Raw genomic sequence first — 22,311 nt, 5'->3', positions numbered from 1 at the left:
TCTGGTGCCCTCACCCCGGCCCTCTCCCACAGGGAGAGGGAGAAAACCGCGCTACTTTTTGCGTGAAAGCTTAAACGCGATAAACAGGAACACCACCCACACCGGCAGCAGCATCGCTGACAGGCGCATCTCATCCATGGTGCACATCAGCACCAGAATCAGGCCGAGGAAGGCGATACAGAGGTAGTTCCCCGCCGGATAGAGCAGCGCTTTAAACTGCGTCTCGCGCCCCTTGCGTCGCATCGCCGCGCGGAAGCGAAGGTGCGCCAGGCAGATCATGATCCAGTTCAGCAGCAGCGTGGCGACAACCAGCGCCATCAGCAGGCCAAACGCCTCTTTCGGCAGCAGATAGTTAATCAGCACCACCAGCGAGGTGATAGCGCCAGAAAGGAACAGCGAATTGATCGGCACGCCGCGACGGCTGACGCGGGTGAGGAACTTCGGCGCGTTGCCCTGTACGGAGAGGCCAAACAGCATGCGGCTGTTGGAGTAAACCCCGCTGTTGTAAACCGACAATGACGCCACGAGAATGACGAAGTTGAGCGCCGAAGCCACCACGTTGCTGTTCAAATCGTGGAAGATCATCACGAACGGGCTACTGTCAGATTTCACTTCTACCCACGGATAGAGCGCCAGCAGCACCACCAGCGAGCCGATATAGAACAGCAGGATACGGTACACCACCTGGTTGACCGCTTTCGGAATGCTTTTGTGCGGATCGCGCGCTTCAGCCGCGGTGATGCCAATCAGCTCCAGCCCGCCGAAGGAGAACATAATGACCGCCAGCGACAGGATCAGCCCTTTCCAGCCGGTCGCCAGAAAGCCGCCGTGCTGCCACAGGTTGTCGATGCTTGCACGCTCGCCGCCGTGACCGGAGAACAGCAGCCACAGGCCAAAGCCGATCATGCCAATAATCGCCAGCACCTTGATCAGCGCAAACCAGAACTCGGTCTCGCCATACAGGCGCACGTTCACAAGGTTAACGGCGTTAATGATGATGAAGAAGGCCGCGGCCCAAATCCACGTCGGCACGTCCGGGAGCCAGTACTGCATATAGATGCCGGCGGCGGTCAGCTCTGCCATGCCCACCAGCACGAACATCACCCAGTAGTTCCAGCCGGAGAGGAAGCCTGCGAACGGCCCCCAGTATTTATAGGCAAAGTGTGCGAAGGAGCCGGACACCGGCTCTTCAACGACCATCTCGCCGAGCTGGCGCATGATCAGGAAGGCGATAATCCCGGCGATAGCGTAACCCAGCAGAACCGCCGGGCCAGCCATTTGAATGGCGGGGCCGATGCCGAGAAACAGCCCGGTACCGATCGCGCCGCCAAGGGCAATTAACTGAATATGTCGATTTTGCAAACCACGTTGCAGCGTCGGACTCTGATCCGACGAAGCTTCAGCGCTACCATGGCCTGAAGCGGATGACGCGTCTTTCACGCCCTACCCCTGTCTCTTTTTTAGAAGGGGCACGTTTTAACACTTCATGCTGGTGGTAGCAAGCTTAACGCCGGGCCAGCGCATGCGCCCGGCGGATAAACGTCACGACCCGATGATCCCGCCGTCCGCTTTGGTAATCACCACCGTTGACGATCGCGGACGCCCGTTCGGGCTGGCGTCTGGCCAGTTGGAAACAGCGCGCGGATTGGCCGGGTCGGTAATATCATCCCCGCCCTCCCCCGGATGCTGAATGTTGATAAACAGCGTGCGGTTGTCAGGCGTAAACGCAATGCCGGTGATTTCGCACCCGCGCGGCCCGGTCAGGAAACGGCGATACTCGTTGGTGCCCGGAATGGTGGCCACCATCTGGTTATTGCCCATCCCCTCGTACGCTTTCTTATTGATGGTGCTGGAGGAGACGTCGGTCTGGATCCACAGGACGCCCTGGTGATCGAACGACAACCCATCCGGGCTGCCGAATGCCGCGCCCTGCATGGAGCCTTTGGCCTTCGGATCGTCGCCGTCGGTACGCCCGGCCATAACCAGAATATCCCACTTAAAGCGTGCGGCGGCAGGATCGGCACCCTCTTCGTGCCAGTGCATGATGTGACCAAACACGTTGTTGGCGCGCGGGTTAGCGGCATCGACCGGTGCCTTCCCCTCTTTACCGCGATCGCTGTTGTTGGTGAGCGTACAGTAGACGCTGCCGCTGGCGTGCGGATCGACGGCAATCCACTCGGGACGATCCATTTTCGTTGCCCCCACCGCGTCGGCCGCCAGGCGGGTTTTGATCAGCAGATCGCCCTGGCTTTCAAACCCGTTGCTTTTATCCAGGCCATTTTGCCCGAAGATCAGCGGCAGCCAGTCGCCGCTTCCGTCCTGGTTGAACCTGGCGACGTACAGCGTGCCGGACGTCAGCAGCTGCATATTGGCTTCCCGGTTCGCGGGATCGTATTTTTTGTCGGAGACAAACTTATAGATATACTCAAACTTCTGGTCGTCGCCCATGTAGACCACCACGCGATTATCGGCGGCGAGCGTGACGGCGGCCCCCTCATGCTTGAAGCGGCCCAGCGCGGTGTGCTTGCGCGGGGTGGAGGTCGGGTTGAAGGGATCGATCTCCACCACCCAGCCGAAACGGTTGGGTTCGTTAGGGGTTTTATCGACGCTAAACCGCTCATCCACCTCGTTCCAGCGATAGGACTCATCGCTGTCGCTGATGCCGTAGCGTTTTTCCAGCGGATTGAGATCGGCTTTTTTCACAAAAATGTCCGACCAGTTCTCCTCGCAGGTGAGATAGGTGCCCCACGGCGTGTGGCCGTTGGCGCAGTTCTGCATGGTGCCCAGAACGCGTTCCCCCTGCGGATCGGCGGCGGTTTTCATTAAATCCTGATGCCGCGCCGGGCCGGTAAGCTGCATCGGCGTATTGACGGTAATACGCCGGGCGAAGGAAGACGGACGCACCACCTCCCAGCCGCTGCCCGTTTTTTTCACTTCCACCACCGACACGCCCATCGCGTTCTGCCCCTTGCGGGCTTTATCGAGGCTCCAGTTCGCCGTACCGTCGGTAAACAGCATCCCGTTATCGATGTATTCATGGTTCAGCGCCAGCAGGCCATGTTCCGGGTTTTGCGCCCCCTGCGGCAGGCTAAACCACGCCATGCCGTCGTGGTGCATGCCCGCCTGCACAGCCTGTTCGTCTGTGGTATTGCTGGCGTCCGGCTTAAATGCCGGCATGTTGTCTTTGATCCCCGTCGGATCACCCCAGCGATAGAACGGGCGGGCAATATAGCCTTCTGGCACCCTGACCGTGTCTTCCGTGGAGACGTCGATGCTGGTAAAGCCCAGGGAAACCGCTTTTGCCAGCGCGGAAGGCTTCGATACCGCGGCAATGGCATTTTCGGGTGTGATCAGATACGGGAATGATACGGCGGCCCCCGCTACGGCCCCCATCTGGAGAAAACGGCGGCGGGAGAGGAACACCTCTGCAACCTCGGAGAATACCGGGTTAGCGCTGCGGTTACTGATATCGTCGCGATGTTCTTTTTTAAATACGGATTTGAGGGGTCTGCCCATAGCGGCTTCCTGTCATTGGCCAAGAGGTAAGGATGTGGCGACCAGTGTAAGAAGCTTTTATTACAATTTTATAACACGACAACGAAGGGATTGGGGCGTCCCTGCCCCGGATAACGAGGTGGAACGCTTAGAACTCGTAGCCAACCGAGACCTTAAAGGTACGCGGCTCGCCCTGAGTGATGTAAGTACCGGAATCATCCACGCTTGACCAGTAGTTCTCGTTGGTCACGTTGTCGATGCCTGCCCGCACGGTCATCTGGTTTTCATTGTGGTTCACCGCGAAGCGATAGCGCATGCCCAGATCCAGCGTGGTGTAGCTGTCCAGCTTTTTGGTGTTCGCAAGATCGGCATACTGCGTGCCGGAGTGGTTAACGCGTGCGGTCGCCGTCAGGCCTTCAATCGGCTTGATATCGTACTCTGCGCCCAGCACGGCGTAGAAGCTCGGAATACCGATCGCATCGTTGCCCTGATTGACGCCGTTTTTGGTTTTGGTCAGCTCGGCCTGCAACCAGGTGGCGCTGGCATTCAGGCGCATCCCAAGCATTGGCTCGCCGAAGACGTTCAGCTCCACGCCGCGGTTACGCTGTTCTGCATCCAGGCCGTAGTGACCGCTGTCGTCAAGGATCGCCGACGGCATTTTGATCTCAAACAGCGCCAGAGAGCCGCCCACGCGGCCAAAGTCCGCCTTTACGCCCACTTCGTTCTGCTTAGAGTGCACGATACCGGTGCTCTGGCCGTAGTTAGTAGCAGTGTTCGGCGCAGTTTCACCGGGCTGTAACGCCTCGGTGTGGTTGGCGTAGAGGGAAATTTCCTCCCACGGTTTATAGACTACGCCGTAGGTTGGCATCCAGCGGCTGCCGTCGAAACCGTCCGCGTCGTTTTCCGCGCCGGTGATTTTGTTGTACCCGCGGATGACAACTTTCTGATGACGTGCGCCTGCGGTGAACAGCAGCTTGTCGTCCAGTACGCCCAGCGTATCGCTCAGCAGCCAGCCCTGGGTACGGGTGCGCCCGCTGGTCAGCGGATCGCTGTATTTCCCGCCTAAGCCGTTGAAGTTAGTGCTGTCCGGCATATCAACGCCGGTGTTGTGATAGATGTTGGTGGTCGGGTTATCTGCCGCCGCCGACATTTTCCACGCGATTTTTTCGTTTTTGGTCATCGCTGAATACCCGACGTTGACCTTGTGCGAGACAAAACCGGTGTCAAAGTTACCGCGAATGCCCGCCATGCCGCTGACGGAATCGCTGATGCGGTTGGTATCAAGGCGGCTGACCGTCGCATTACCGCTCTTATCGAGGAGCTTCGGCGCGCTGTAGATCCCTTCTTCGTGCGCGTGCTGCGCGCCGAGACCGGTATATGCCGTCCAGCTATCGGTGATGTCATACTCGCTGCGCCACATCCCGAACTCGTTTTCGATATCGCTGTAGGCCCACTTCTGCGAGAAGTTACGATCGTTCTTCGGCGGTTCAGGCACAAAGTCCACCGCCGAGATGTTGACGCTGGTTGGGCTGCCGTGGAAGGTTTTTTTCTGGTAGCCCAGGTCCAGCGAGGTGCGGAAGCGGTCGCCTTTGTAATCCAGGCCGGTGGAGAGCAGCGTGGTGCGGCGGCGGTCGTTCGGCACGCCGGTTTCCCCTTCGCGATGCACGAGGTTCACGCGCGCGCCAAACTGGTCGTTATCGCCAAAGCGACGACCCGCATCCAGCGTGGTGCCAATCTGGGAATCCGAGGTGTAGTCAACGCCCACTTTCGCCTGCGGGGTGTCGCCCGCGTGTTTAGGCTCAAGGTTGATCATCCCGCCCACGCCGGAGCTTGCGGCGCCGTTCATCAGGGAGTTGGCCCCTTTGAAGATCTCGATACGGTCGACCATCTGGGCATCCACCACCTGACGCGGCAGCACCCCGGACAATCCGCCAAAGGTCATATCGTCGCCGTCAAACTTCAGGCCGCGAATGCGGAAGGTTTCCGCGCTGTTGCCGTAACCCTGAACAAATTGTACGCCCGCGTCGTTGGCAACCACGTCAGCAATGGTTTTTGCCTGCTGATCTTCCACCAGCTTCGAGGTGTAGCTGATGATGTTGAACGGCACGTCCATGGCATTCTGCTGACCGAGCATACCCATGCGCCCGCCGTTCGCCACCTGTCCGTCGAGGAAGGCTGGAAGCAGCTGGTCACCACCGGGTTTGAAATCACTCCCCGCCGTGGACTGGACCACGATGGTGTCCTCTTTTTTCTCATCCGCCGCAAAAGCGGAGTGTGTAACCGCGCCGATGGCAATCGCCAGCAGCGTTTTGTGCATTGTGGTGTTGTTCATAATGAGCTCTTAACGTGCGCGCAAAAATGACCCGTTGTCGGGCCTTAAAAGTTATTAAAAGAAATGCAAATGAGAACTATACGCATTATGAATGCGTAATCAAGTGTCAACGGACATCTCTGAGCGAGAAGAGACAAGAAACAAGGCTGGCGGGAGGTATGGCGCGCAACCACCCCGAAACAGGGGTGGTTGCTAAGGCATTATTTTTTCTTGAAAATATCGGCGGTACCGTGAATTTTGTTGTTGGTGTTGCCGGAAGTCAGCACCAGAACATCAGCACCTTCTTTATCGGCTTTCTCGATCAGCTCTTTTTTCGCGTCGTCTACCGAGACTTCATTGGAAGTGCTAACCGTACCGATTTTTTCATACTGTGATTCCACTTTCTCAAACTCGTTTTTCGTCAGCAGTTCAGCCGCAAAGGTATTGGTGGTAAACAGAAATGCAGCGCCCATCAAAATAGCAGTCGTTTTTTTCATAACCTTTTTCCTTGAGATTAATCAGCAACTACGAAAAGCCCCACGAGTAAGAGTGAGGTGATATGAGCATGGTAGAGGAATAGCAAAATTGCCATAGGGTAAGAAAAATACTGTTATAACAGTCAATTGTGCTGTGAAAAATGTGCGTTAACGCTACTTTCGCGAGGGGTATTTCATGGAGAAAATCAGCAGGACGTCGCGCAGGCGGCAATCTGTGAAATTTAATGGCACGCCCTGTAGGATTCGAACCTACGACCTACGGCTTAGAAGAACGTAGAGTACTATTTAACGCACTGTAATATCATTGGTTTTTCCGCGCTCGCTACGCATTTGTGTCATTATGTGTCGTTACCTGCTTTCTCGTTTTCTTGTGATACATCCATGCATGACACATCTATGACACAGAGAATGCATAGCCATGCCCCTTGCATCGCTATGTAATTTCCCAATCTCACAACTTTGCGTAACTCCTTCCAGTTTCGCAACTTGCCGCTTTACGCCCAATGCCTTCATCAGCATAATCACCACCGATCCGATTGTAAGATTTATCAGGTGCGCACCTCTTTTATCGGACAACAAGCAAATCTGCAAATCTCGTAGTGTATCGAGGCGACAGCATTTCACGCTTCATCTGCCACTGCTGCTGAATGCCCTGCCCGGCAAAATAGAGCGTGCCCTTTCCATCCTTTGCGTTAAGTTGATCCAGTACCTCCATCAACTTCTCGCTACCAGCGCGTGGTGCGCAGTCGTCGAAAAGGTTTAGCTGGGCGACGCCCTGGCTGAAGAAATCGCCCAGCATGACACCCGCTTTCTGGTACCGGTGACCGTCCTTCCAGATTTTGTCCAGACACTTTACCGCGGCGTTGATGATGTCTCTGCTGTCCTGCGTTGGCGTGAGCAGCCTTACCGATGCGCTGTTTCCGTAATACGGCTCATTAAGGGCAAACGGAGAGGTCTTAACGAAGGCGGATATAAAACGGCAATACTGGTGCTCGCCGCGAAGCTTTTCAGCACCACGGGCCGCGTAGCTGCAAATAGCCTGCCGCATTTGCTCATAGTCAGTAATGCGTTCACCAAAAGATCGGCTGCATACAATTTCCTGCTTCACCGGCGCGAACTCTTCCAGATCCAGGCATGGCTCGCCGCGCAGCTCACGGACGGTTCGCTCCAGCACCACATTAAAGTGTTTTCGGATAATCCACGTACTCTGCTCTGAAAGGTCCAGTGCGGTTTTGATGCCCATGGCGTTCAGCTTCTTGCTGATGCGACGACCAACGCCCCAGACATCCTCTACAGGAACGAGCGCAAGCAACCTCCGCTGTCGGTCGACGTTTGAGAGATCGACCACGCCGCCCGTCTGCCGCTGCCATTTTTTCGCAGCATGGTTAGCCAGCTTCGCCAGCGTCTTGGTCTGGGCTATGCCGACTCCGACTGTGAGATGTGTCCGCTGTAATATCGTCGAGCGGATCTCTTTCCCAAATTCAGTCAGGTCCCGGCAGTTTCTTACGCCAGTCAGATCGCAGAATGCTTCGTCTATGCTGTAAATTTCCACGCGCGGGCTCATTTCTTCCAGCGTGGTCATTACCCGGCTGGACATGTCTGCATAGAGCTCGTAGTTGCTGCTGAAGCAAACAACACCAGCGCGCCGGAACAACTCCTTCTGCTTGAAGAACGGCTCACCCATCGCTATCCCGGCAGCCTTTGCCTCGGCGCTGCGTGCTATTACGCAACCGTCATTATTCGACAGTACGACAACAGGCCGCCCGCGCAGATCTGGTCTGAATACCGTCTCACAGCTCGCATAAAATGAGTTCACATCGACCAGGGCAAACATCACATCACCGGATTGTCGTCTGTGAACGCAGCAGCACCATTGATAAAGAAGGTCACCACCCCCATCACCTTAACCTCATCAAGGGCATCCCCTTCTATGCTTTCACCGTCTTCTGTGATGAGCGCACCGCCCATAACGACCGCGAACTGTAGCTGGCCGAACGCATGCACCAGCACGCGCGTTCCTTTGTCGGGCACAAGATCAGGCTGAAAAATCGCATATCCACCTGATGTTTCAACCAGGCATGAGTAGCGGTTAACGCTACATAACTGTTCAAGTTTGTATCGCTGAGCTTTTGCCTCCATGGCCCCTCCAAAAACAACTGTATTTATGTACAGTATCGTCAAATATGAGAGTCGATCAAGTTGGACAGTGATGCTAAACTTCAGACCTTTCCGAATTTGCTGATTTTTATAATGTTAAAGCTCTTTGCTAAGTACACATCGATCGGCGTCATAAACACGCTCATTCACTGGGTTGTGTTCGCTATTTGCATATACGCGTTTCACACAGGTCAGGCTCTTGGCAACTTCGCCGGGTTCGTCGTGGCGGTGTCATTCAGCTTCTTTGCAAACGCCAGGTTCACGTTTAAGTCTTCGACAACCACGATGCGCTACATGCTGTATGTAGGGTTTATGGGATCCTTGAGCGCTGCTGTTGGATGGTGCGCTGATAAGTCTGGCATGGCACCAATTATCACTCTAATTATTTTCTCCGCCATCAGCCTGGTGTGCGGATTCATTTATTCAAAGTTCATTGTCTTTAGGGATGCGAAATGAAAATTTCTCTGGTCGTTCCCGTCTTCAACGAAGAAGACGCGATACCTATTTTTTATAAAACTGTTCGGGAATTTGAAGAGCTTAAACAGCATGAAGTAGAGATAGTCTTCATAAACGATGGCAGCAAAGATGCTACAGAGTCAATAATTGATGCGATTGCTGTTGCCGATCCGCTTGTGGTCCCGCTGTCATTCACTCGCAACTTTGGTAAAGAGCCTGCTCTGTTCGCCGGGCTTGACCATGCTACCGGTGAAGCAATTATCCCAATTGACGTAGACTTGCAGGACCCTATCGAAGTCATTCCGCACCTGATAGAGAAATGGCAGGCCGGGGCTGATATGGTTCTGGCTAAACGCTCTGATCGCTCTGCCGATGGCAGATTGAAGCGCAAGACCGCTGAGTGGTTCTATAAGCTGCACAACAAAATTAGTAACCCGCAGATCGAGGAAAACGTTGGTGACTTCCGTCTGATGTCCCGTGAGGTGGTCGAAAACATCAAGCTCATGCCAGAGAGAAACCTCTTCATGAAGGGGATTCTGAGTTGGGTTGGTGGTCGCACGGATGTTGTTGAATATGCCCGTGCAGAACGCGTAGCAGGAAGTACAAAATTCAATGGTTGGAAGCTATGGAATCTTGCGCTCGAAGGCATAACCAGTTTCTCAACATTTCCGCTTCGCATGTGGACATATATTGGGCTTGTAGTCGCTGGCGTGGCATTCATATATGGATCATGGATGATAATCGACACTATTGCCTTTGGTAATGCCGTTCGTGGATATCCCTCTCTTCTTGTTTCAATATTATTTCTTGGCGGAATTCAACTAATCGGAATAGGTGTGCTTGGTGAGTACATTGGAAGAATATACGTAGAAGTCAAGAAACGTCCAAAATACATATTAAAAAAGGATTGAAGGGAATGATTTACAATTTGAGAGGATACATAATTATACCAATCTGCATTATATGCTGCATTTTAACATACATAATTTATAACTCATGGAACAAGCCCATAGCCATCGACAATAACCATTACAAAAACTACAGCAGCTTATTAAAATATGGAATTGACGAATGTAATATAGAGAATGGAAAAGCTTTTATTTCTGGATGGGCGATTTCTGACAAATCCATAAAAAGTAATGTGCCTGATGCCGCACAGGTTTTTTTACTAATAGGTAACAAAACTTATCAACTAAAAACAAGAAGTAGAAAGAGAGTAGATGTCGCAAAATTTTATAGCCTGCCTGATACATTCAACCATTCGGGATTTTACGCATCTGCGCACTTACCGGAGTTGAATAATTACGATAAAAAAACAATAATTATAATTAAGGGCTTAGAAAAAAATAAAAGTGGGTTTAAATATGATTGCAAATAAAAGAAACAAAGTTGAATTTATATTGATATTTTTAATTTTGATTGTGGTTTATATCAACTCAAATCATACAATATTATCTGACGATACATTTTTTGCGAATGTATTATCAAAGACGAATATTATTGACTACACAAGAGGCAGGTATAATCACTGGAGTGGCAGATACCTCTTAGAAGCGTTAATGGTTGAATTTATAAGATTTGAGTTCATTACAAAGATTCTAATCATATCGTCTGTGGTTATTATGGGGTATTCCATTGCCATTATTTCACAATCAAAAAAAAGCTTCAGAATATCATTGGCGTTATTTGTTTCATTTTTGTTAATGCTGGACATTAATACTTATAGTCAGTCCGTATTTTGGTTTTCAGGAGCGTACAACTATGTAATACCAATTTCTTTAGGTATATTTGCTTTGTCTTTATACAAAATAAATATAAAAACAACAAAATTTAGGGTTATATTAATTTCGGCTTTATTATTTTTCTCATGTAACAATGAACAATTTGGCGCGGTAACTTTATTATTTCTGGCTATGATTTCCTGTTATAAAATTGGCACATCAACTCTTAAAAAAATCGATTTGCTGTACTTCCTTATTGTGCTTGTAAGTTTTTTAAGCAATATTCTCGCTCCTGGGAATAAAATAAGATTCAATATTGAATCAAGTAAGTTCCCAGAATACTATAGCTACGGCCTATTCGATAAGATATCTTTAGGGATGGATAAGCTAAACGCTCACATTTTAAGTGGACATAATTATTTAGTTCTAGCGCTAGCAATTATTATACTTTGTCATATAATTAAAGAAAACAAAACCAATATAACATCAGTAACAACCACCATTACTTGCGGGATTTACATCACATTTGTACTGTCAGAGCATTATAATTTATTTTCCTTTACAAACACGATCAGCTTAACGAATGGTTATTTAAGTGGAGGTACTGCAAACCCAGTAACTTGGAGGGAACATACCTTGTATATATCATATCTATTTACAATGATATTTTTATCATCAATATATTGCTATTTATTGAGTACAATAGAAGAAAAGAAAAAATTCTATTTGGGTGCTGCTATAAGCCTCTGTTCTATCTCGTCAGCAATAATGATAGGCTTTTCACCGACAGTATACTCAAGCGGAACGCGTGTAATGTTTATTTTTGACATTACTTTACTTATAGTGCTTGTTTTAGCAATGAGCTTCAAAAGGTTTGAGCATGAAGACTGATAGCTCGTCTAATGTGAACAGAGAAGTCTTATCTATACAGTATCTTCGCGGGATAGCTGCAATCATAGTGTTCTTCTCTCATTTCAAAAATACAATCAACGAGATAAGCCTAGTTAACATCAGGTATCTCGGTGATTCGCTGTTCTCTAACGGCGGATTCGGCGTTGACCTGTTCTTTGTGATTAGTGGGTTCGTAATCGCGCTCTCCACAGAAAAAGATTTAGGGCGAAAGATGGGCGCTATCTCATTTGTGATTAAGAGGGCGTTCAGAATCTACCCACTCCTTATTGTAGGAGTCATTGCTATCGGATACCTTCAAAATATCCCGGTAAGCAAAATGCTATGGTCGATGATTCCGTTGCATCTTGATTATATGTCAAAGCCGCCATTCTTTGGTTACAACTCACTATATGTCGCCTGGACTATTACGTTTGAGCTTAGCTTTTACCTTCTGTTTATGGTATCTATGCTTGTGAGCCACAAATACAGAGCAATCGTATGTACATTAGCTATTTTTTCGCTATTCATAATTATAAGGGTCACTACAGGTAGCGAGATTACGCTGTCTGCCACTTCACCAATAAACCATATCAATTCGTGGCTTATGCCAGTGGCATCGATATACTCATCCTCAATGATGTTTAACTTTATCTATGGGATGATTGCATATTATGCATACAAGCATATAAGGACTGGAGCACTTCACGGAACCATCTTAAATACATGTCTGATCACTATGATTGTTTGCTCATTCTTCATGCTGATTGGTAATTCAGCAATAATGGGGCACGGACCAGAAAAATGGGGCGTTGTTTCTTTTGGTCTTATACTATCTTTAACAATTTACGAGAAGAACTATGGAATCTTCCATAGCAAGTCGCTATTGCATCTTGGTGCAATATCATACTCACTCTACTTGATACATCCAGTGGTGCTTTACTTCCTCAGCATCAATAACTGGTTCGATATTCGAGTATCAGGATTCCCTAAATTTATAATTGGTACATTTATTGTTATTTCAATATCAACAATAACATATGAGTTTTTAGAAAAAAAACCATCAAATTTTGGAAGAAAGATATTGGCGTATGTATAAAGGAAATAGGCCAGCCAGATGGCTGGCCTATTATTTAAAATGCTACCCAGTTTGTACCGTCTGATTTATACGTTTCGGTCTTATATTGAGTCGCCAGAGATCTTACAGAGGTCCCATTTATTGTTTGACCAGAACCAGATAAAGGAACGACAGCAACTCCATTTGCGCTAGCGTCTGTTTTAGTAACCCTGACGACTTTCCCTGGACACATAGCAGCATTTGGCAAAGCAACACTAGCTGAACCAGACGTAGCATTGTACATAACGTCATCATCAAATGCACCTAACTGCAAAGCAGTTGTAGTGATGGATGTTTTAGAACCGTGGATGATATTAAGTGTACCTCCGTTACTCCTGGTGGCGTGTGATGAATACCCTGATGAATCTATAGATAATATTTCCATATTGCTATTATCTAGTGATATAGCAGACGTACCATTTGGATTTGATGTTTTAATTATTGCATTATGCATCTTACAAGATTGGCTATTTTGCAAGGCTAAACCAACTCCAGAAGAGCCTCTGTGGTTATCTATAAGCGATACCCCGCTAAAATCAATGTTAGAGCACCCAACGCAAACTATCCCTGGACCATAGTTGTTAATTATCTTAGGTCTTATTTTAGAGTTCGCTGAGGATATTGAAGAGTAACTCTCAAGTCTAATTGCAGGGTCAATTTGAGTTTCACCAACCCCCCAAATAGTGGTTGTGTCATCAATCACAGTATTTCTTGGACTAGCGATCCTAATTCCTATACCATTAACTTCAAATACATTACAATTTTGCATGCTTACAAGGTTTGGTTTAATAATGCTAATCCCATTCATGCGAGGTATAACATTTGCATCTGTGTACGTTTCAATTTTATCAATTAATGCACCATCAAGATAACCGAAATCGTATACCCAATCACCGTCTGAAGTACCGCAATTCAAAGCCCTCCAGTTTCTGAATATTGCATCAGCCACACGACAGTTGTTCAAGTATCCTGAGCGGTATGCTGATTTACATCCACTAAATATAATATTTTCAATTCTTGGCTTTATGTCCTGCGAGTTACCCTCTGGAGCCTGCCAGATACCAACTCCGCCACCGACAAGAATTAGTCCATCCAAGTTAAGGTGTTCTGTATAACGTGTTAATAAGCAACAATATGGGCTGCTAATTCTAAGTCCTTTAACAGTTATATATTGAAAGGAATCATAACCGCCTGAGACATCTGTTGATGTTCCTGTAAGTGAAACTGCTGGGGTGTTTACGTTTGTGCAGATTAGAGTTACTCCGCCCCTTGGTGCTTCCCAGTAGAACCAGTCGTAAATTAGTTGTCCAGCTATTGATAACGGTTCGATGTTATACGTACCATTTACGTAATGTTGAATTTTCTTTTTCGTTTTTAAGGCGTATGCAATTGCATTGTTGAAACTTATAGAGTTTTGAGCAGATGTGCGAGATGGACTTGCACCAAACTTTGCCGGTTCTATGAAATTAAATTCGGCGGATACATAAAGTCCATTATTTAACGCAAATACACTACCACCATCTGCGACAAGTGGCCCGCTTACAACAATTCCCGAGTTTCCCCCGCCATCTCCTGCAGCATAATATCCATTCCATGTAACATTATCTCCAACCTTCAGGTTACCAGCCTTCATATCAGCAACAGTCTGGTAAACTCGAGAGTATTTAGGGTTGAGATATCCATTTTCGATATCAGTGCGTAGAGATGCATCGCCGACGCTAATCCATGCACCAATGCCAATACCACCGGTCGTCTCTGGTGTTGACCCTGCCAGAACAGTTTTAGGGAATGTTCCATCCCAACGGTAATACTCTCCCGTCGTCTCAAGACGCAAAACCTGATTTGGCAGGGTAAGAGTGTTCCCGCCTTCGAAACTATCAAGTGTGATATAACCAAACTGGGAGATAGCCTGTGAAGCCGTGTACTCTATTCCTGATATGGTCCAGTGTTGAACGCCAAACCTGTCAGTATACGTATGCTCCTGAGAGGTAACGAACTCATCAATTTTACCGGCGTTAAATTTCAAATCGCGCGGTGATTCGCTCGGAACCGAATTCTGAGTAGGTGTAGTAGCCATATTAATTCCATAAAAAAACCCGGCGCGGTGGCCAGGTCTGGTTGGTCGGGGAAGGTTCTTATTCGTAGATGGCGTCGCTGTATTCCGCGACGGTTAGAGATACCGTGTTATCTGTGTTCGGTTTGATGCTGTTGACTGTCCATAGCTGACTGTCCAGTTCCTCCACTGTCGCAATGAGATAGCGCGACGGGAGCTGTACAGTGTCTCCGTTCCAGATATTGAGCTGAATGTCGGGTATTGCCGCGGTGAAACCGTACTTCGTGTCGCTGCGTGCAGTCGCCGGATAGCGCAGTGTCGGATTGCCCAGACTGTTGGTCACCAGCACATACATCGAGCCGGTAAAGACGATCGGCTCGCTGGTATCGAAGTTATTCCCGGCGCGTCCGGTGATGTAACCCTGCTGCTGGTTGCTGTCGTAGATGTCTGGCATCTGAATGACGCTGCCTACCTGAATAATTCCGTCCTCGAAAACTTTGGCGTTCATCTTCACGCGCGAGTAGATAAGGCGTTTGGTTTCGCGTAATGCGCGCTCCCGGGCCTGATACTCATTACGGAAGCCGACGATCTCCAGCTTATTCGGGTTCTCCGCTTCCTGCTCGACTATGGCGCCGTTCAGCACGCGGTAGTTGATGTACGTCTTATTGTTCGTGGTCGGGTGGACGTAGGACACCTGTACGCCGTCGTAGCCGCCAGGAAGCGTGGCCTCGTATGTCATTTTGTACTCGTCAGTTTTCATGTTCGCCCGGTTGAATACGGCCGCCGGGTAATCAACCTTCTGGTCTCGAGTAAACGTCAGCACGCCGTCATCCCAGTACGCCACCACCGACGCCGCATTGCAGATCGCCTGCACGCGGTCGCCGAGTGAGTCGTTCTCGTCGTCAAACGTGTAGTCGAAGTAGCCCAGTCGCTCATCAGGCAGGCTTTCGGCGATCGAGTACAGCCCGTACAGGTCAATGCTGCTGACCGGTTGCTCCCCCATCACAATCCAGGTATGCGCCACCGCATCAGCGAACGAGCGCGACGGCCGCAGTGTGTAATCCACTGCATGCGTGTCCAGGTTATAAGTGATGGTGTGGCGCGTCACCAGTGCGTTATATTTGCGCTCGCGGCTCCCCAGCGCGTTCTCGGTCGCCCTCACCTTCACTCGTACCAGCGTGTCGGTCGGGTGAACGACATTCGTACGGATGTTGATGCTATGGATCTCTTCGACCTTCAGCAGTGACGCGTCGCCGGAGTTATCCGTGCGCTGGAAGCTGACCGCGTACTTCCCGAAACCGCCGGACGGTGTGATTTTGTCGGTGCGGTAGAAGACTTCGCTGGTTGACTGGTGCGGTGTCGTCTGCCGGTACGTAAACGTCTGCTGCGTGCCCGGCACCTGGTTGTAGTCATCGTCAATTTTCCAGATGACAACCTTCCAGTTGGTCTCTTTCTTCCCGCCGAGGCTGGACTGGGTATGAAGCCACAGCTGCGTTGACTCGACCGGGGAGAAGAACGGCCCAACCACCAGCGCCTCGTTATCGTTCAGGATGAACTTCGTAGTGTTGATCGTGGCATTCGCCGGAATATCCTGCGGCCCCTCCAGCTGGTTCATCGTAAACGTGTACCAGCGCACCGGGTTAACCACAGCGCCATCGTTTGTTTCAACGGCGGAAATCAACGTGCCGGAGAAATTTGCGTCAGTGGTGACGCTGCCTGATGCTGTGTTGTACGTAACGTTGATGGTGAAGGTTACAGCGTGCGGCAGCACCAGCCCCATGAAATAGTCGAACTCAGCCTGCTTAACGATTTTCATCGCTATCTGGCCGCCGGAATACGTTCCGCTGACCACCGTGTTTGCCGTTGCTGTTTCGATCGGGAAGTCGCTGGCTTCGTTCTGCCCGGGAACCTCCTGCCCGTCGACGTCATCGAACCCGTAACCTTCAACGATCTGCGGGATTACTTCGCCAGGCTGGAAGAACTGGAATTCAGCACCTGCAAGAGAGCCCAGGCTTGATTCTGAGTAGCGCACGGACTCGTAATCGTATTTGCCGATACCGATACACATCCATTCAGTGACGTACTTCAGGCCTCCGTCTGTGGACGTCTGGTGCACGTATTCGAACACCGACTCCTGAATCAGATCCGGGAACGAACGGATTTGGCCGTAAATGTCCGGCTTGGCTTTGTAGACGCGCGCGGTGTTTGTCTGACCGGTCAGGCTATTGTTCGGTGAGTCGACGGTATTACCGCCGTTGTTCGCGATTGCCGGCTTCGGCGCCAGGAACGAAAACACTTGACCAACGACTTTAAAAATCGGGCTCAGGATGTCGCCGACAATGCCCTTCGGCTGGTCGAATATCTGGATGTGGTCCAGCTCACTCAGCTCAAACGCCAGTTCGTCATCGTCGCCCAGCTTCACACCATTGCGGACGATCAGCAGGTCGCGGTGGAAAGTAGCGTCATTGGCCGCCAGCCAGTCATAAAAAAGGGTGCCGTTTGGCACCCTGCAACGCACCTTAGGCGTTCCTGGAAAATTCGATATCTCAACCAGCGCCATGTTCGAAAAACTCCACTTTGGTGAATGCCCGCTGAATGACCAGCAACGAGTCCATGCGCACGCTTCCGTTCTCGCCGCGCGAGTGCAGCGCCTGCCGGTTCAGTACCAGACCAACATGCGCCGGTTGCGTGCCGCGGTACCCGACGAATATCCCGCCCTCGACCGGTTTATCGACCTGGCGCCAGAAAACAACGTCACCCTGATAGCAGGTGAAGAAGTCCGCCCCGGCTTCGTAGTCCGGCGTCTGGTGCAGCTCAATGCCGAGAACGTGCCGGTAATACAGCACGCACAAGCCCCAGCAATCCACCTTATCGAACGAGCAGGCCCGGTTAGCCCACGGCACGCCGATCATCCTGCTAATAAAATCAGAGGTACTGAAGTCCCGTGTACTCGACTGGATCATAAAGGCGACCAATATTGTTATTCAGAGGGTTGGTGACGGAGAGCGTGACCGATGCGGCATCAGCATCGATATCCACCGTCTTGACGTAAAGCTGCCAGGACTTAATCGGCACCGACACATCGCCGCTGTCGAATATCTGCCGGGTGGCCGTGATGGCCGTCAGCCGGGCCGCCCCCTTCCACTGCTTCATCAGCGCTTTGATGTCAGACGACAGCAGCCCTAATTTCACCGTCGCGTCGATTACCGGCGTACCGCTCTGCTGGCTCTCTTCGATTTCAAAGCGCGCTGGCGTGAACGTCTGGCCGCCAAGCGTCTTCGGGAAGAACTGCTTATCAACAAGGCGGACATAGCCGAAGGATGGATGGTAGAACGTGATGGTGTCGTACAGTCCGCGCGTCGGGCGCTGCTGCTTATAAGCTCTGAAGGTAGGCATCACGGCACTCTCGGTAAAGATTCCGGGTCTCGCCCGTCAGGATAACCAGTAACAACAATATCCAGCCACGAATCCCACGGCGGCGGAAGTTCAACAATGATATCGTCGAACTCGTCGTCAGCGTTATAGAGGTGGTTCGCAATAACGGTCCCCGTCCAGGTCACCACCCCGCCGTCGATACTGGTTTGCAACGGCATCTGGGTGAAATGAAGCTCCTGGAGTTGCAGGCCACTGCCGCCCAGATTGATATTCATCCTGAACCAGTTCAGGCCCCGGTTGAGATAGTTTGGGCTGCGTAGCCACTGCTGGAATGCTCTTTCCTCAGCCAGAGTGAAGATCCACGTCAGTGACCAGGTCACTTTCAGGTCGTCGGTTTGATTCTCGAAGATAGCCGGGCCGACCGCTGGCTGATCGGTCTGAAACCCGGTATCGAGAGTCATGTTTTTGCTGGCCTTCTGCGCCAGCGGCAGCCAGTCGGGATAGTCGATAATTGGCATCAGCCCTGACCCCTTGGCGTGCGTTTGGCAGTAGTATTTCCTGTGATTGCCTGACTCATAATGCCCCCATTGTTCATATCGGCAACGAACGCCTCGACAGTCAGAGTATTTCCAGCTTGCGTGGCTCTGGCGTCATACATATGCTGTCCTGATGACATATCATTGAATATGACGCTAACCTGAATTCCACCGCCTCCGGCAGTCATGTCTTTATTGCTGATCACCTTGCCGTTGTCGCCAGGTATCATGTACTGCTTGCCGGTACTGGCCTGGTAAATCTCAGGCTTCCCTCGCTCACCGACCTGATAAAGACCTCCTGCATTCACCGGGCCGCCATTGTAACGCATACCGGTTAAAGCAAGGCCCTGTGCCAGGCCTACCGTTGAAGCAATTCCTGTCATGGCAGGAACTGAGTTGGCCCCAAATGAAGCGAGGCTCGCCATGGCGGCGGCAGGAGCCCAAGCTGTAGCCAAGATTGCAGCCTGAGATGCTCCAGCAGCAGTAGCCGCTGCGCCCAATGTCTGCCCTATAATGAAGTTTTTGAGGGCCTCTACTCCAACCTGGACTAGCGCATTTACCACGCTGTTCAGCATCGTATTCCCGAGTGAACGCATAGCATCCTGCGCTGACATCGTTCCGGTGATCAGCCCGGTTAACGCATTGGATGCATTACCTGAAAACGCATCCACCGCGCTTGTCAGCATTTCATAACCAAGACCTTGCTGGCTGAGCAATTGCCACTGAGCGGCTGTCATCTGCTCATTGAACTGGTTTTCCTGCGCAGTCTTTAAGGCAAGGTACTGGGCATCGGTAGCTGCCTTTGCAGCAACGAACTGATCGTAATTTATTTTCCCTTTTTGGTAACTTTGCTGGAGTATCGCCTGTTCCTGCTGCTGATATTGCTGCATCAGGGCTAACTTCTGGTTATTTTCGTTCACCAGTTGCTGTACCGGGTCAACTTCGGCTCGGGCAGAAGCTACCGGATTGACTGCGGCCTGGGCGTTAATCTTGGCGAGGTTATTCTGGTGCTCGAGCGCCATTTTCTCCGTGGCAGCGTTATACTCCTTGAGATCTATTTTCCCAGCGTTCAGTGCGGCCTTCAGATTTTGCATGGATTCGGCGTAGGATTTATTCTCCGCCTGCAAAGGCATTGCCTTAAGTGCTTCAGTTACCCCTCTGGCTGCCGCTGCTGCATCCCATGCTTTGGCGGCGTATTCTCCAGCCTCTTTAATCTGTGCTTGAGTTGCAGCGCTACCGAGTGACTGCTGAGCATTCAGAACAGCTTGCGCACGAGACAATTCACCCAAGCTTCCTGCGGAAAGTTGCGCCTTCTGTCTAAGATCTTCCAGCTTTTCGTTAACGGTCTGCTGCGCCTTAGCATATTTTTCTGCTTCCTTTTCGGCCTGAGTCTTTTTCTTTTTGCCTGTACCAGCAACAGCCTTTATCTCGATCGGCTTTGTGTTAGCCGCGGTCTGCGATGCTTTGGAAACAGCGGCCAGGTCGCCAACCAGCATGGCAGCTTTATTACTCAGCCCGGCCAGCGCTTTGTTTTGCGCCTCCCAGCCATCAAGCCCAAGCCATGACCAGGTGCGCGCGCGGCGGGTAAACATTTCAGCGGTGCTGTTCAGATCCGATATCTGAGCATCTGCCGACGCCGCTTTACCCACCAGCCGGTCGAGCGCAGCAGTCATTGAGTCGATAACCGCAACCAGGCCATTGCTGGCTCCTGTTGCCTGGTTAACTGAATCGATCATCGACAGGAATGAGTTTGTCAGCGCGGTATTAGCTTGAGCCAGAGTGCGAGGAAGTTTTTCGAACTCTGCATTTACTGAGCCGGTTTGTTTCTGGATGGCATTAAGCGCATCTTCTGCTGTCAGCTTCCCGTCCAACATCAGTTGACGCAGTTCGCCGATACTTACGCCCATCCCGGCGGCGATCTGCCGCGCCAGTTCAGGCATTTGCTCAAGGATGGAGTTGAACTCCTCAGCCCGGACAGTGCCGGAGGGAATTGACTGGCCGAACTGACGAAGAGCATTAGCCATTTCCTCGGTGGATGATCCGCCGATGCGCCCGATTTTCTGAAGTGTTTCGGTAAGCTGGATGATCTGGCCGTTGGTCGCTCCAGTATCGCGCAACGCCGTGCTGAGAGTCTCCCACAGCTTTGCTGTATCCTGTAGCGAACCACCCGTTGCCGAACTGATGCGCATCAGACTCTGCATAGTCTGCGAGGCTGTAGCTGCACTACCAGTAAGTCTCTCTATACGAGCGTTGAGCTGGCTCATGTTGTCAGCAGCAACGAGGAATGCACGCCCCCAGTCAACAACTATCGATGCAGCTATGGCCCCGGCAACTTTGTTTATGCTGGTCTGGAGTTGGTCAAACTTACTGGCCGCTTTTGACGCTCCGCCACTCATCTTCTCAAGGCGCTCATTTACTTTGCGCTGGGCCTCAATCAGATTCGCAACATCCATCTGCACCTGATAGACGATATTGCCTACCTGTTCACTGTTGGCCATGCTTTTCTCCGGGCATAAAAAAACCCGCCGGAGCGGGTTTTAATGTTCAAGTGTTTATTACTTACATCTATTTGGAATGTCTTTTTCTGCAATCTCACCTTGCTTTGTGAGATCGTAAATTGTCGGATCGTCTATAGAAATCTGGCTTGCCTTTTCAACCACAGGGGCAATAAATACCAATGAGGCTTTATTATCACCTTTGGTCACTTCAGCCTTGCCGCATACGTTTCCAAATCTAGCGTACACTGTGTCTCTGTCGTCAGGGAAGAAATTAACTTCCTTTAATGAAACGACTTTTACGTCTTTTGGAAAGAAACCGCTTTCTGCTCTTTGTTTCACAGCATTGACAATTTCTGCATCAGTAGCCGCCATAACACAAGGTGCAGCGAGCAGCGTTCCCAATAAAATTAATGTACGCATCTTTCTATTCCCCATTGGTAAAAGTGGAAACATCGTAACCAGGAATAGCACAGTTGCAACGGAAAAGGATGATTTATTGTTCTCAGGGTATCGTTTTATAGAAGGTCGGTTACTTCTTTTTCGCATTCTCGCGTCGAACTGCCTGTTTAGCCAGATATTCGTCGGCGATGCTGTCGTACTCTTCGCGAGTGAACCCTTTCTGCTCAGGGTATTTCGCCGCTAGCAGCATCTGGAATTCGGTCATAGTTAGCTTTGACGCCTCATCACGACTCATGCCAAAGTGGCTACGCGCCGCGCTGATGTAGTCGAAGGCTTTAAATTCAGTGGTTCGCTCGCCTGTTTCGTGGCGCTGCAACTGGCGAACCTTTGCTTTGCCAACGATACCGTGCTGCATGAGGTGCTGAGCCAGCACGATGATGTCGTTCTTCGGCATCTTTCCAGGTCGGTATACAACGCAATGTCGCCACCCTTTCCATTCGCCGATCATGGACGTCAAGTCTTCATCGCAGCACGCCTGTAACACCTGCATGCACGTGGATAAAAGCTTCTCAGCGGCACGGTTGAAAGAGGGGGATAACCATTCAGGAAATCGTCCAAAAGTGCTCGCGCACGCTTCAGTGAGCTGAGAAACCTCAATGCCATGGATGATGGCATACGCCTGCACAATCTCTTCCGGAGTGCCGATCCTCGTCATGGCCTCAAATGAAGGTCGGAGCAGGTAATCTTTTCCGCCTTCGCGACTGTCGCTGACGGAGATTTCGCCAATATCGGTTAAAACGGTCATAGG

General features: G+C 50.7%; 19 protein-coding genes. 5 read left to right on the top strand and 14 right to left on the bottom strand.

Annotated features, from left to right (window positions below; genetic code table 11):
* Positions 1 to 51 precede the first annotated feature (51 nt).
* The 6 genes from pheP to FZF21_RS05690 all read right to left on the bottom strand — a co-directional run bounded on the left by pheP (position 52) and on the right by FZF21_RS05690 (position 8,442).
* Complete coding sequence (gene pheP, locus FZF21_RS05715) at positions 52 to 1,440, bottom strand: phenylalanine transporter (protein WP_017382559.1); 1,389 nt, start codon at positions 1,438 to 1,440, stop codon at positions 52 to 54.
* Positions 1,441 to 1,542: 102 nt separating this feature from the next.
* Complete coding sequence (locus FZF21_RS05710; RefSeq protein ID WP_017694375.1) at positions 1,543 to 3,516, bottom strand: PhoX family phosphatase; 1,974 nt, start codon at positions 3,514 to 3,516, stop codon at positions 1,543 to 1,545.
* A 127-nt stretch (positions 3,517 to 3,643) separates the two neighbouring features.
* Positions 3,644 to 5,827 (bottom strand): TonB-dependent siderophore receptor, encoded by a 2,184-nt coding sequence (locus FZF21_RS05705; protein WP_017382561.1) that lies wholly within the window; start codon positions 5,825 to 5,827, stop codon positions 3,644 to 3,646.
* Positions 5,828 to 6,027: 200 nt separating this feature from the next.
* Positions 6,028 to 6,303: a DUF1471 family periplasmic protein YahO gene (gene yahO / locus FZF21_RS05700; RefSeq protein WP_015571217.1), complete on the bottom strand. Its 276-nt coding sequence runs from the start codon at positions 6,301 to 6,303 to the stop codon at positions 6,028 to 6,030.
* 565 nt (positions 6,304 to 6,868) lie between these two features.
* A complete protein-coding gene (locus tag FZF21_RS05695; protein ID WP_047737973.1) occupies positions 6,869 to 8,137 on the bottom strand; it encodes a Y-family DNA polymerase in 1,269 nt (422 codons plus the stop codon).
* The gene (locus FZF21_RS05690; RefSeq protein WP_047737976.1) at positions 8,137 to 8,442 is read right to left on the bottom strand and encodes a hypothetical protein; all 306 of its coding nucleotides are present in this window, start codon (positions 8,440 to 8,442) and stop codon (positions 8,137 to 8,139) included. Before FZF21_RS05690 ends, FZF21_RS05695 begins: the two co-directional genes overlap by 1 nt.
* A 111-nt stretch (positions 8,443 to 8,553) precedes the next feature.
* Between FZF21_RS05690 and FZF21_RS05685 the strand changes: the two genes are divergently transcribed.
* The 5 genes from FZF21_RS05685 to FZF21_RS05665 are packed head-to-tail and all read left to right on the top strand — an operon-like array spanning position 8,554 to position 12,624.
* Positions 8,554 to 8,916, top strand: a complete 363-nt coding sequence (locus FZF21_RS05685) for a GtrA family protein (RefSeq protein ID WP_047738158.1) — start codon at positions 8,554 to 8,556, stop codon at positions 8,914 to 8,916.
* Positions 8,913 to 9,827: a glycosyltransferase family 2 protein gene (locus FZF21_RS05680; RefSeq protein WP_047737979.1), complete on the top strand. Its 915-nt coding sequence runs from the start codon at positions 8,913 to 8,915 to the stop codon at positions 9,825 to 9,827. Before FZF21_RS05685 ends, FZF21_RS05680 begins: the two co-directional genes overlap by 4 nt.
* Positions 9,828 to 9,832: 5 nt before the next feature.
* Positions 9,833 to 10,294, top strand: a complete 462-nt coding sequence (locus tag FZF21_RS05675; RefSeq protein WP_047737981.1) for a hypothetical protein — start codon at positions 9,833 to 9,835, stop codon at positions 10,292 to 10,294.
* Entirely contained in the window at positions 10,281 to 11,528 is a 1,248-nt protein-coding gene (locus FZF21_RS05670; protein WP_047737984.1) for a DUF6056 family protein, read from the top strand. Before FZF21_RS05675 ends, FZF21_RS05670 begins: the two co-directional genes overlap by 14 nt.
* Complete coding sequence (locus FZF21_RS05665) at positions 11,518 to 12,624, top strand: acyltransferase (protein WP_047737986.1); 1,107 nt, start codon at positions 11,518 to 11,520, stop codon at positions 12,622 to 12,624. Before FZF21_RS05670 ends, FZF21_RS05665 begins: the two co-directional genes overlap by 11 nt.
* Before the next feature lie 34 nt (positions 12,625 to 12,658).
* Here FZF21_RS05665 and FZF21_RS05660 read toward each other — a convergent pair whose 3' ends face one another.
* The 8 genes from FZF21_RS05660 to FZF21_RS05625 all read right to left on the bottom strand — a co-directional run bounded on the left by FZF21_RS05660 (position 12,659) and on the right by FZF21_RS05625 (position 22,308).
* Complete coding sequence (locus FZF21_RS05660; protein WP_167497060.1) at positions 12,659 to 14,719, bottom strand: hypothetical protein; 2,061 nt, start codon at positions 14,717 to 14,719, stop codon at positions 12,659 to 12,661.
* 58 nt (positions 14,720 to 14,777) lie between these two features.
* Entirely contained in the window at positions 14,778 to 17,255 is a 2,478-nt protein-coding gene (locus tag FZF21_RS05655; protein WP_047737989.1) for a host specificity factor TipJ family phage tail protein, read from the bottom strand.
* Positions 17,242 to 17,607, bottom strand: a complete 366-nt coding sequence (locus FZF21_RS05650; RefSeq protein WP_149121386.1) for an NlpC/P60 family protein — start codon at positions 17,605 to 17,607, stop codon at positions 17,242 to 17,244. Before FZF21_RS05650 ends, FZF21_RS05655 begins: the two co-directional genes overlap by 14 nt.
* Positions 17,608 to 17,620: 13 nt before the next feature.
* A complete protein-coding gene (locus tag FZF21_RS05645) occupies positions 17,621 to 18,091 on the bottom strand; it encodes a hypothetical protein (protein WP_149121015.1) in 471 nt (156 codons plus the stop codon).
* Positions 18,091 to 18,588, bottom strand: coding sequence for a hypothetical protein (locus FZF21_RS05640; RefSeq protein ID WP_047737995.1), 498 nt, complete (start codon positions 18,586 to 18,588; stop codon positions 18,091 to 18,093). Before FZF21_RS05640 ends, FZF21_RS05645 begins: the two co-directional genes overlap by 1 nt.
* A complete protein-coding gene (locus FZF21_RS05635) occupies positions 18,588 to 21,104 on the bottom strand; it encodes a tape measure protein (RefSeq protein ID WP_149121016.1) in 2,517 nt (838 codons plus the stop codon). The genes FZF21_RS05640 and FZF21_RS05635 overlap by 1 nt, the downstream gene beginning before the upstream one ends.
* Positions 21,105 to 21,161: 57 nt before the next feature.
* Positions 21,162 to 21,524 (bottom strand): hypothetical protein, encoded by a 363-nt coding sequence (locus tag FZF21_RS05630; RefSeq protein ID WP_032668722.1) that lies wholly within the window; start codon positions 21,522 to 21,524, stop codon positions 21,162 to 21,164.
* 109 nt (positions 21,525 to 21,633) lie between these two features.
* A complete protein-coding gene (locus FZF21_RS05625) occupies positions 21,634 to 22,308 on the bottom strand; it encodes a DUF6246 family protein (RefSeq protein ID WP_058681664.1) in 675 nt (224 codons plus the stop codon).
* Between the last annotated feature and the right edge of the window lie 3 nt (positions 22,309 to 22,311).

The organism is Enterobacter sp. LU1, assembly GCF_008271405.2.
GTDB classification, from domain to species: domain Bacteria; phylum Pseudomonadota; class Gammaproteobacteria; order Enterobacterales; family Enterobacteriaceae; genus Enterobacter; species Enterobacter hormaechei_C.
This window is presented reverse-complemented; position numbering and strand designations above follow the sequence as displayed.

Excerpts from the sequence above, each read along its gene's own strand:
- FZF21_RS05710 (WP_017694375.1), bottom strand. The coding sequence starts at position 3,516 with ATGGGCAGACCCCTCAAATCCGTATTTAAAAAAGAACATCGCGACGAT.
- FZF21_RS05705 (WP_017382561.1), bottom strand. The coding sequence starts at position 5,827 with ATGAACAACACCACAATGCACAAAACGCTGCTGGCGATTGCCATCGGC.
- yahO (WP_015571217.1), bottom strand. The coding sequence starts at position 6,303 with ATGAAAAAAACGACTGCTATTTTGATGGGCGCTGCATTTCTGTTTACC.
- FZF21_RS05695 (WP_047737973.1), bottom strand. The coding sequence starts at position 8,137 with ATGTTTGCCCTGGTCGATGTGAACTCATTTTATGCGAGCTGTGAGACG.
- FZF21_RS05690 (WP_047737976.1), bottom strand. The coding sequence starts at position 8,442 with ATGGAGGCAAAAGCTCAGCGATACAAACTTGAACAGTTATGTAGCGTT.
- FZF21_RS05685 (WP_047738158.1), top strand. The coding sequence starts at position 8,554 with ATGTTAAAGCTCTTTGCTAAGTACACATCGATCGGCGTCATAAACACG.
- FZF21_RS05680 (WP_047737979.1), top strand. The coding sequence starts at position 8,913 with ATGAAAATTTCTCTGGTCGTTCCCGTCTTCAACGAAGAAGACGCGATA.
- FZF21_RS05675 (WP_047737981.1), top strand. The coding sequence starts at position 9,833 with ATGATTTACAATTTGAGAGGATACATAATTATACCAATCTGCATTATA.
- FZF21_RS05670 (WP_047737984.1), top strand. The coding sequence starts at position 10,281 with ATGATTGCAAATAAAAGAAACAAAGTTGAATTTATATTGATATTTTTA.
- FZF21_RS05665 (WP_047737986.1), top strand. The coding sequence starts at position 11,518 with ATGAAGACTGATAGCTCGTCTAATGTGAACAGAGAAGTCTTATCTATA.
- FZF21_RS05660 (WP_167497060.1), bottom strand. The coding sequence starts at position 14,719 with ATGGCTACTACACCTACTCAGAATTCGGTTCCGAGCGAATCACCGCGC.
- FZF21_RS05655 (WP_047737989.1), bottom strand. The coding sequence starts at position 17,255 with ATGGCGCTGGTTGAGATATCGAATTTTCCAGGAACGCCTAAGGTGCGT.
- FZF21_RS05650 (WP_149121386.1), bottom strand. The coding sequence starts at position 17,607 with ATGATCGGCGTGCCGTGGGCTAACCGGGCCTGCTCGTTCGATAAGGTG.
- FZF21_RS05645 (WP_149121015.1), bottom strand. The coding sequence starts at position 18,091 with ATGCCTACCTTCAGAGCTTATAAGCAGCAGCGCCCGACGCGCGGACTG.
- FZF21_RS05640 (WP_047737995.1), bottom strand. The coding sequence starts at position 18,588 with ATGCCAATTATCGACTATCCCGACTGGCTGCCGCTGGCGCAGAAGGCC.
- FZF21_RS05635 (WP_149121016.1), bottom strand. The coding sequence starts at position 21,104 with ATGGCCAACAGTGAACAGGTAGGCAATATCGTCTATCAGGTGCAGATG.
- FZF21_RS05630 (WP_032668722.1), bottom strand. The coding sequence starts at position 21,524 with ATGCGTACATTAATTTTATTGGGAACGCTGCTCGCTGCACCTTGTGTT.
- FZF21_RS05625 (WP_058681664.1), bottom strand. The coding sequence starts at position 22,308 with ATGACCGTTTTAACCGATATTGGCGAAATCTCCGTCAGCGACAGTCGC.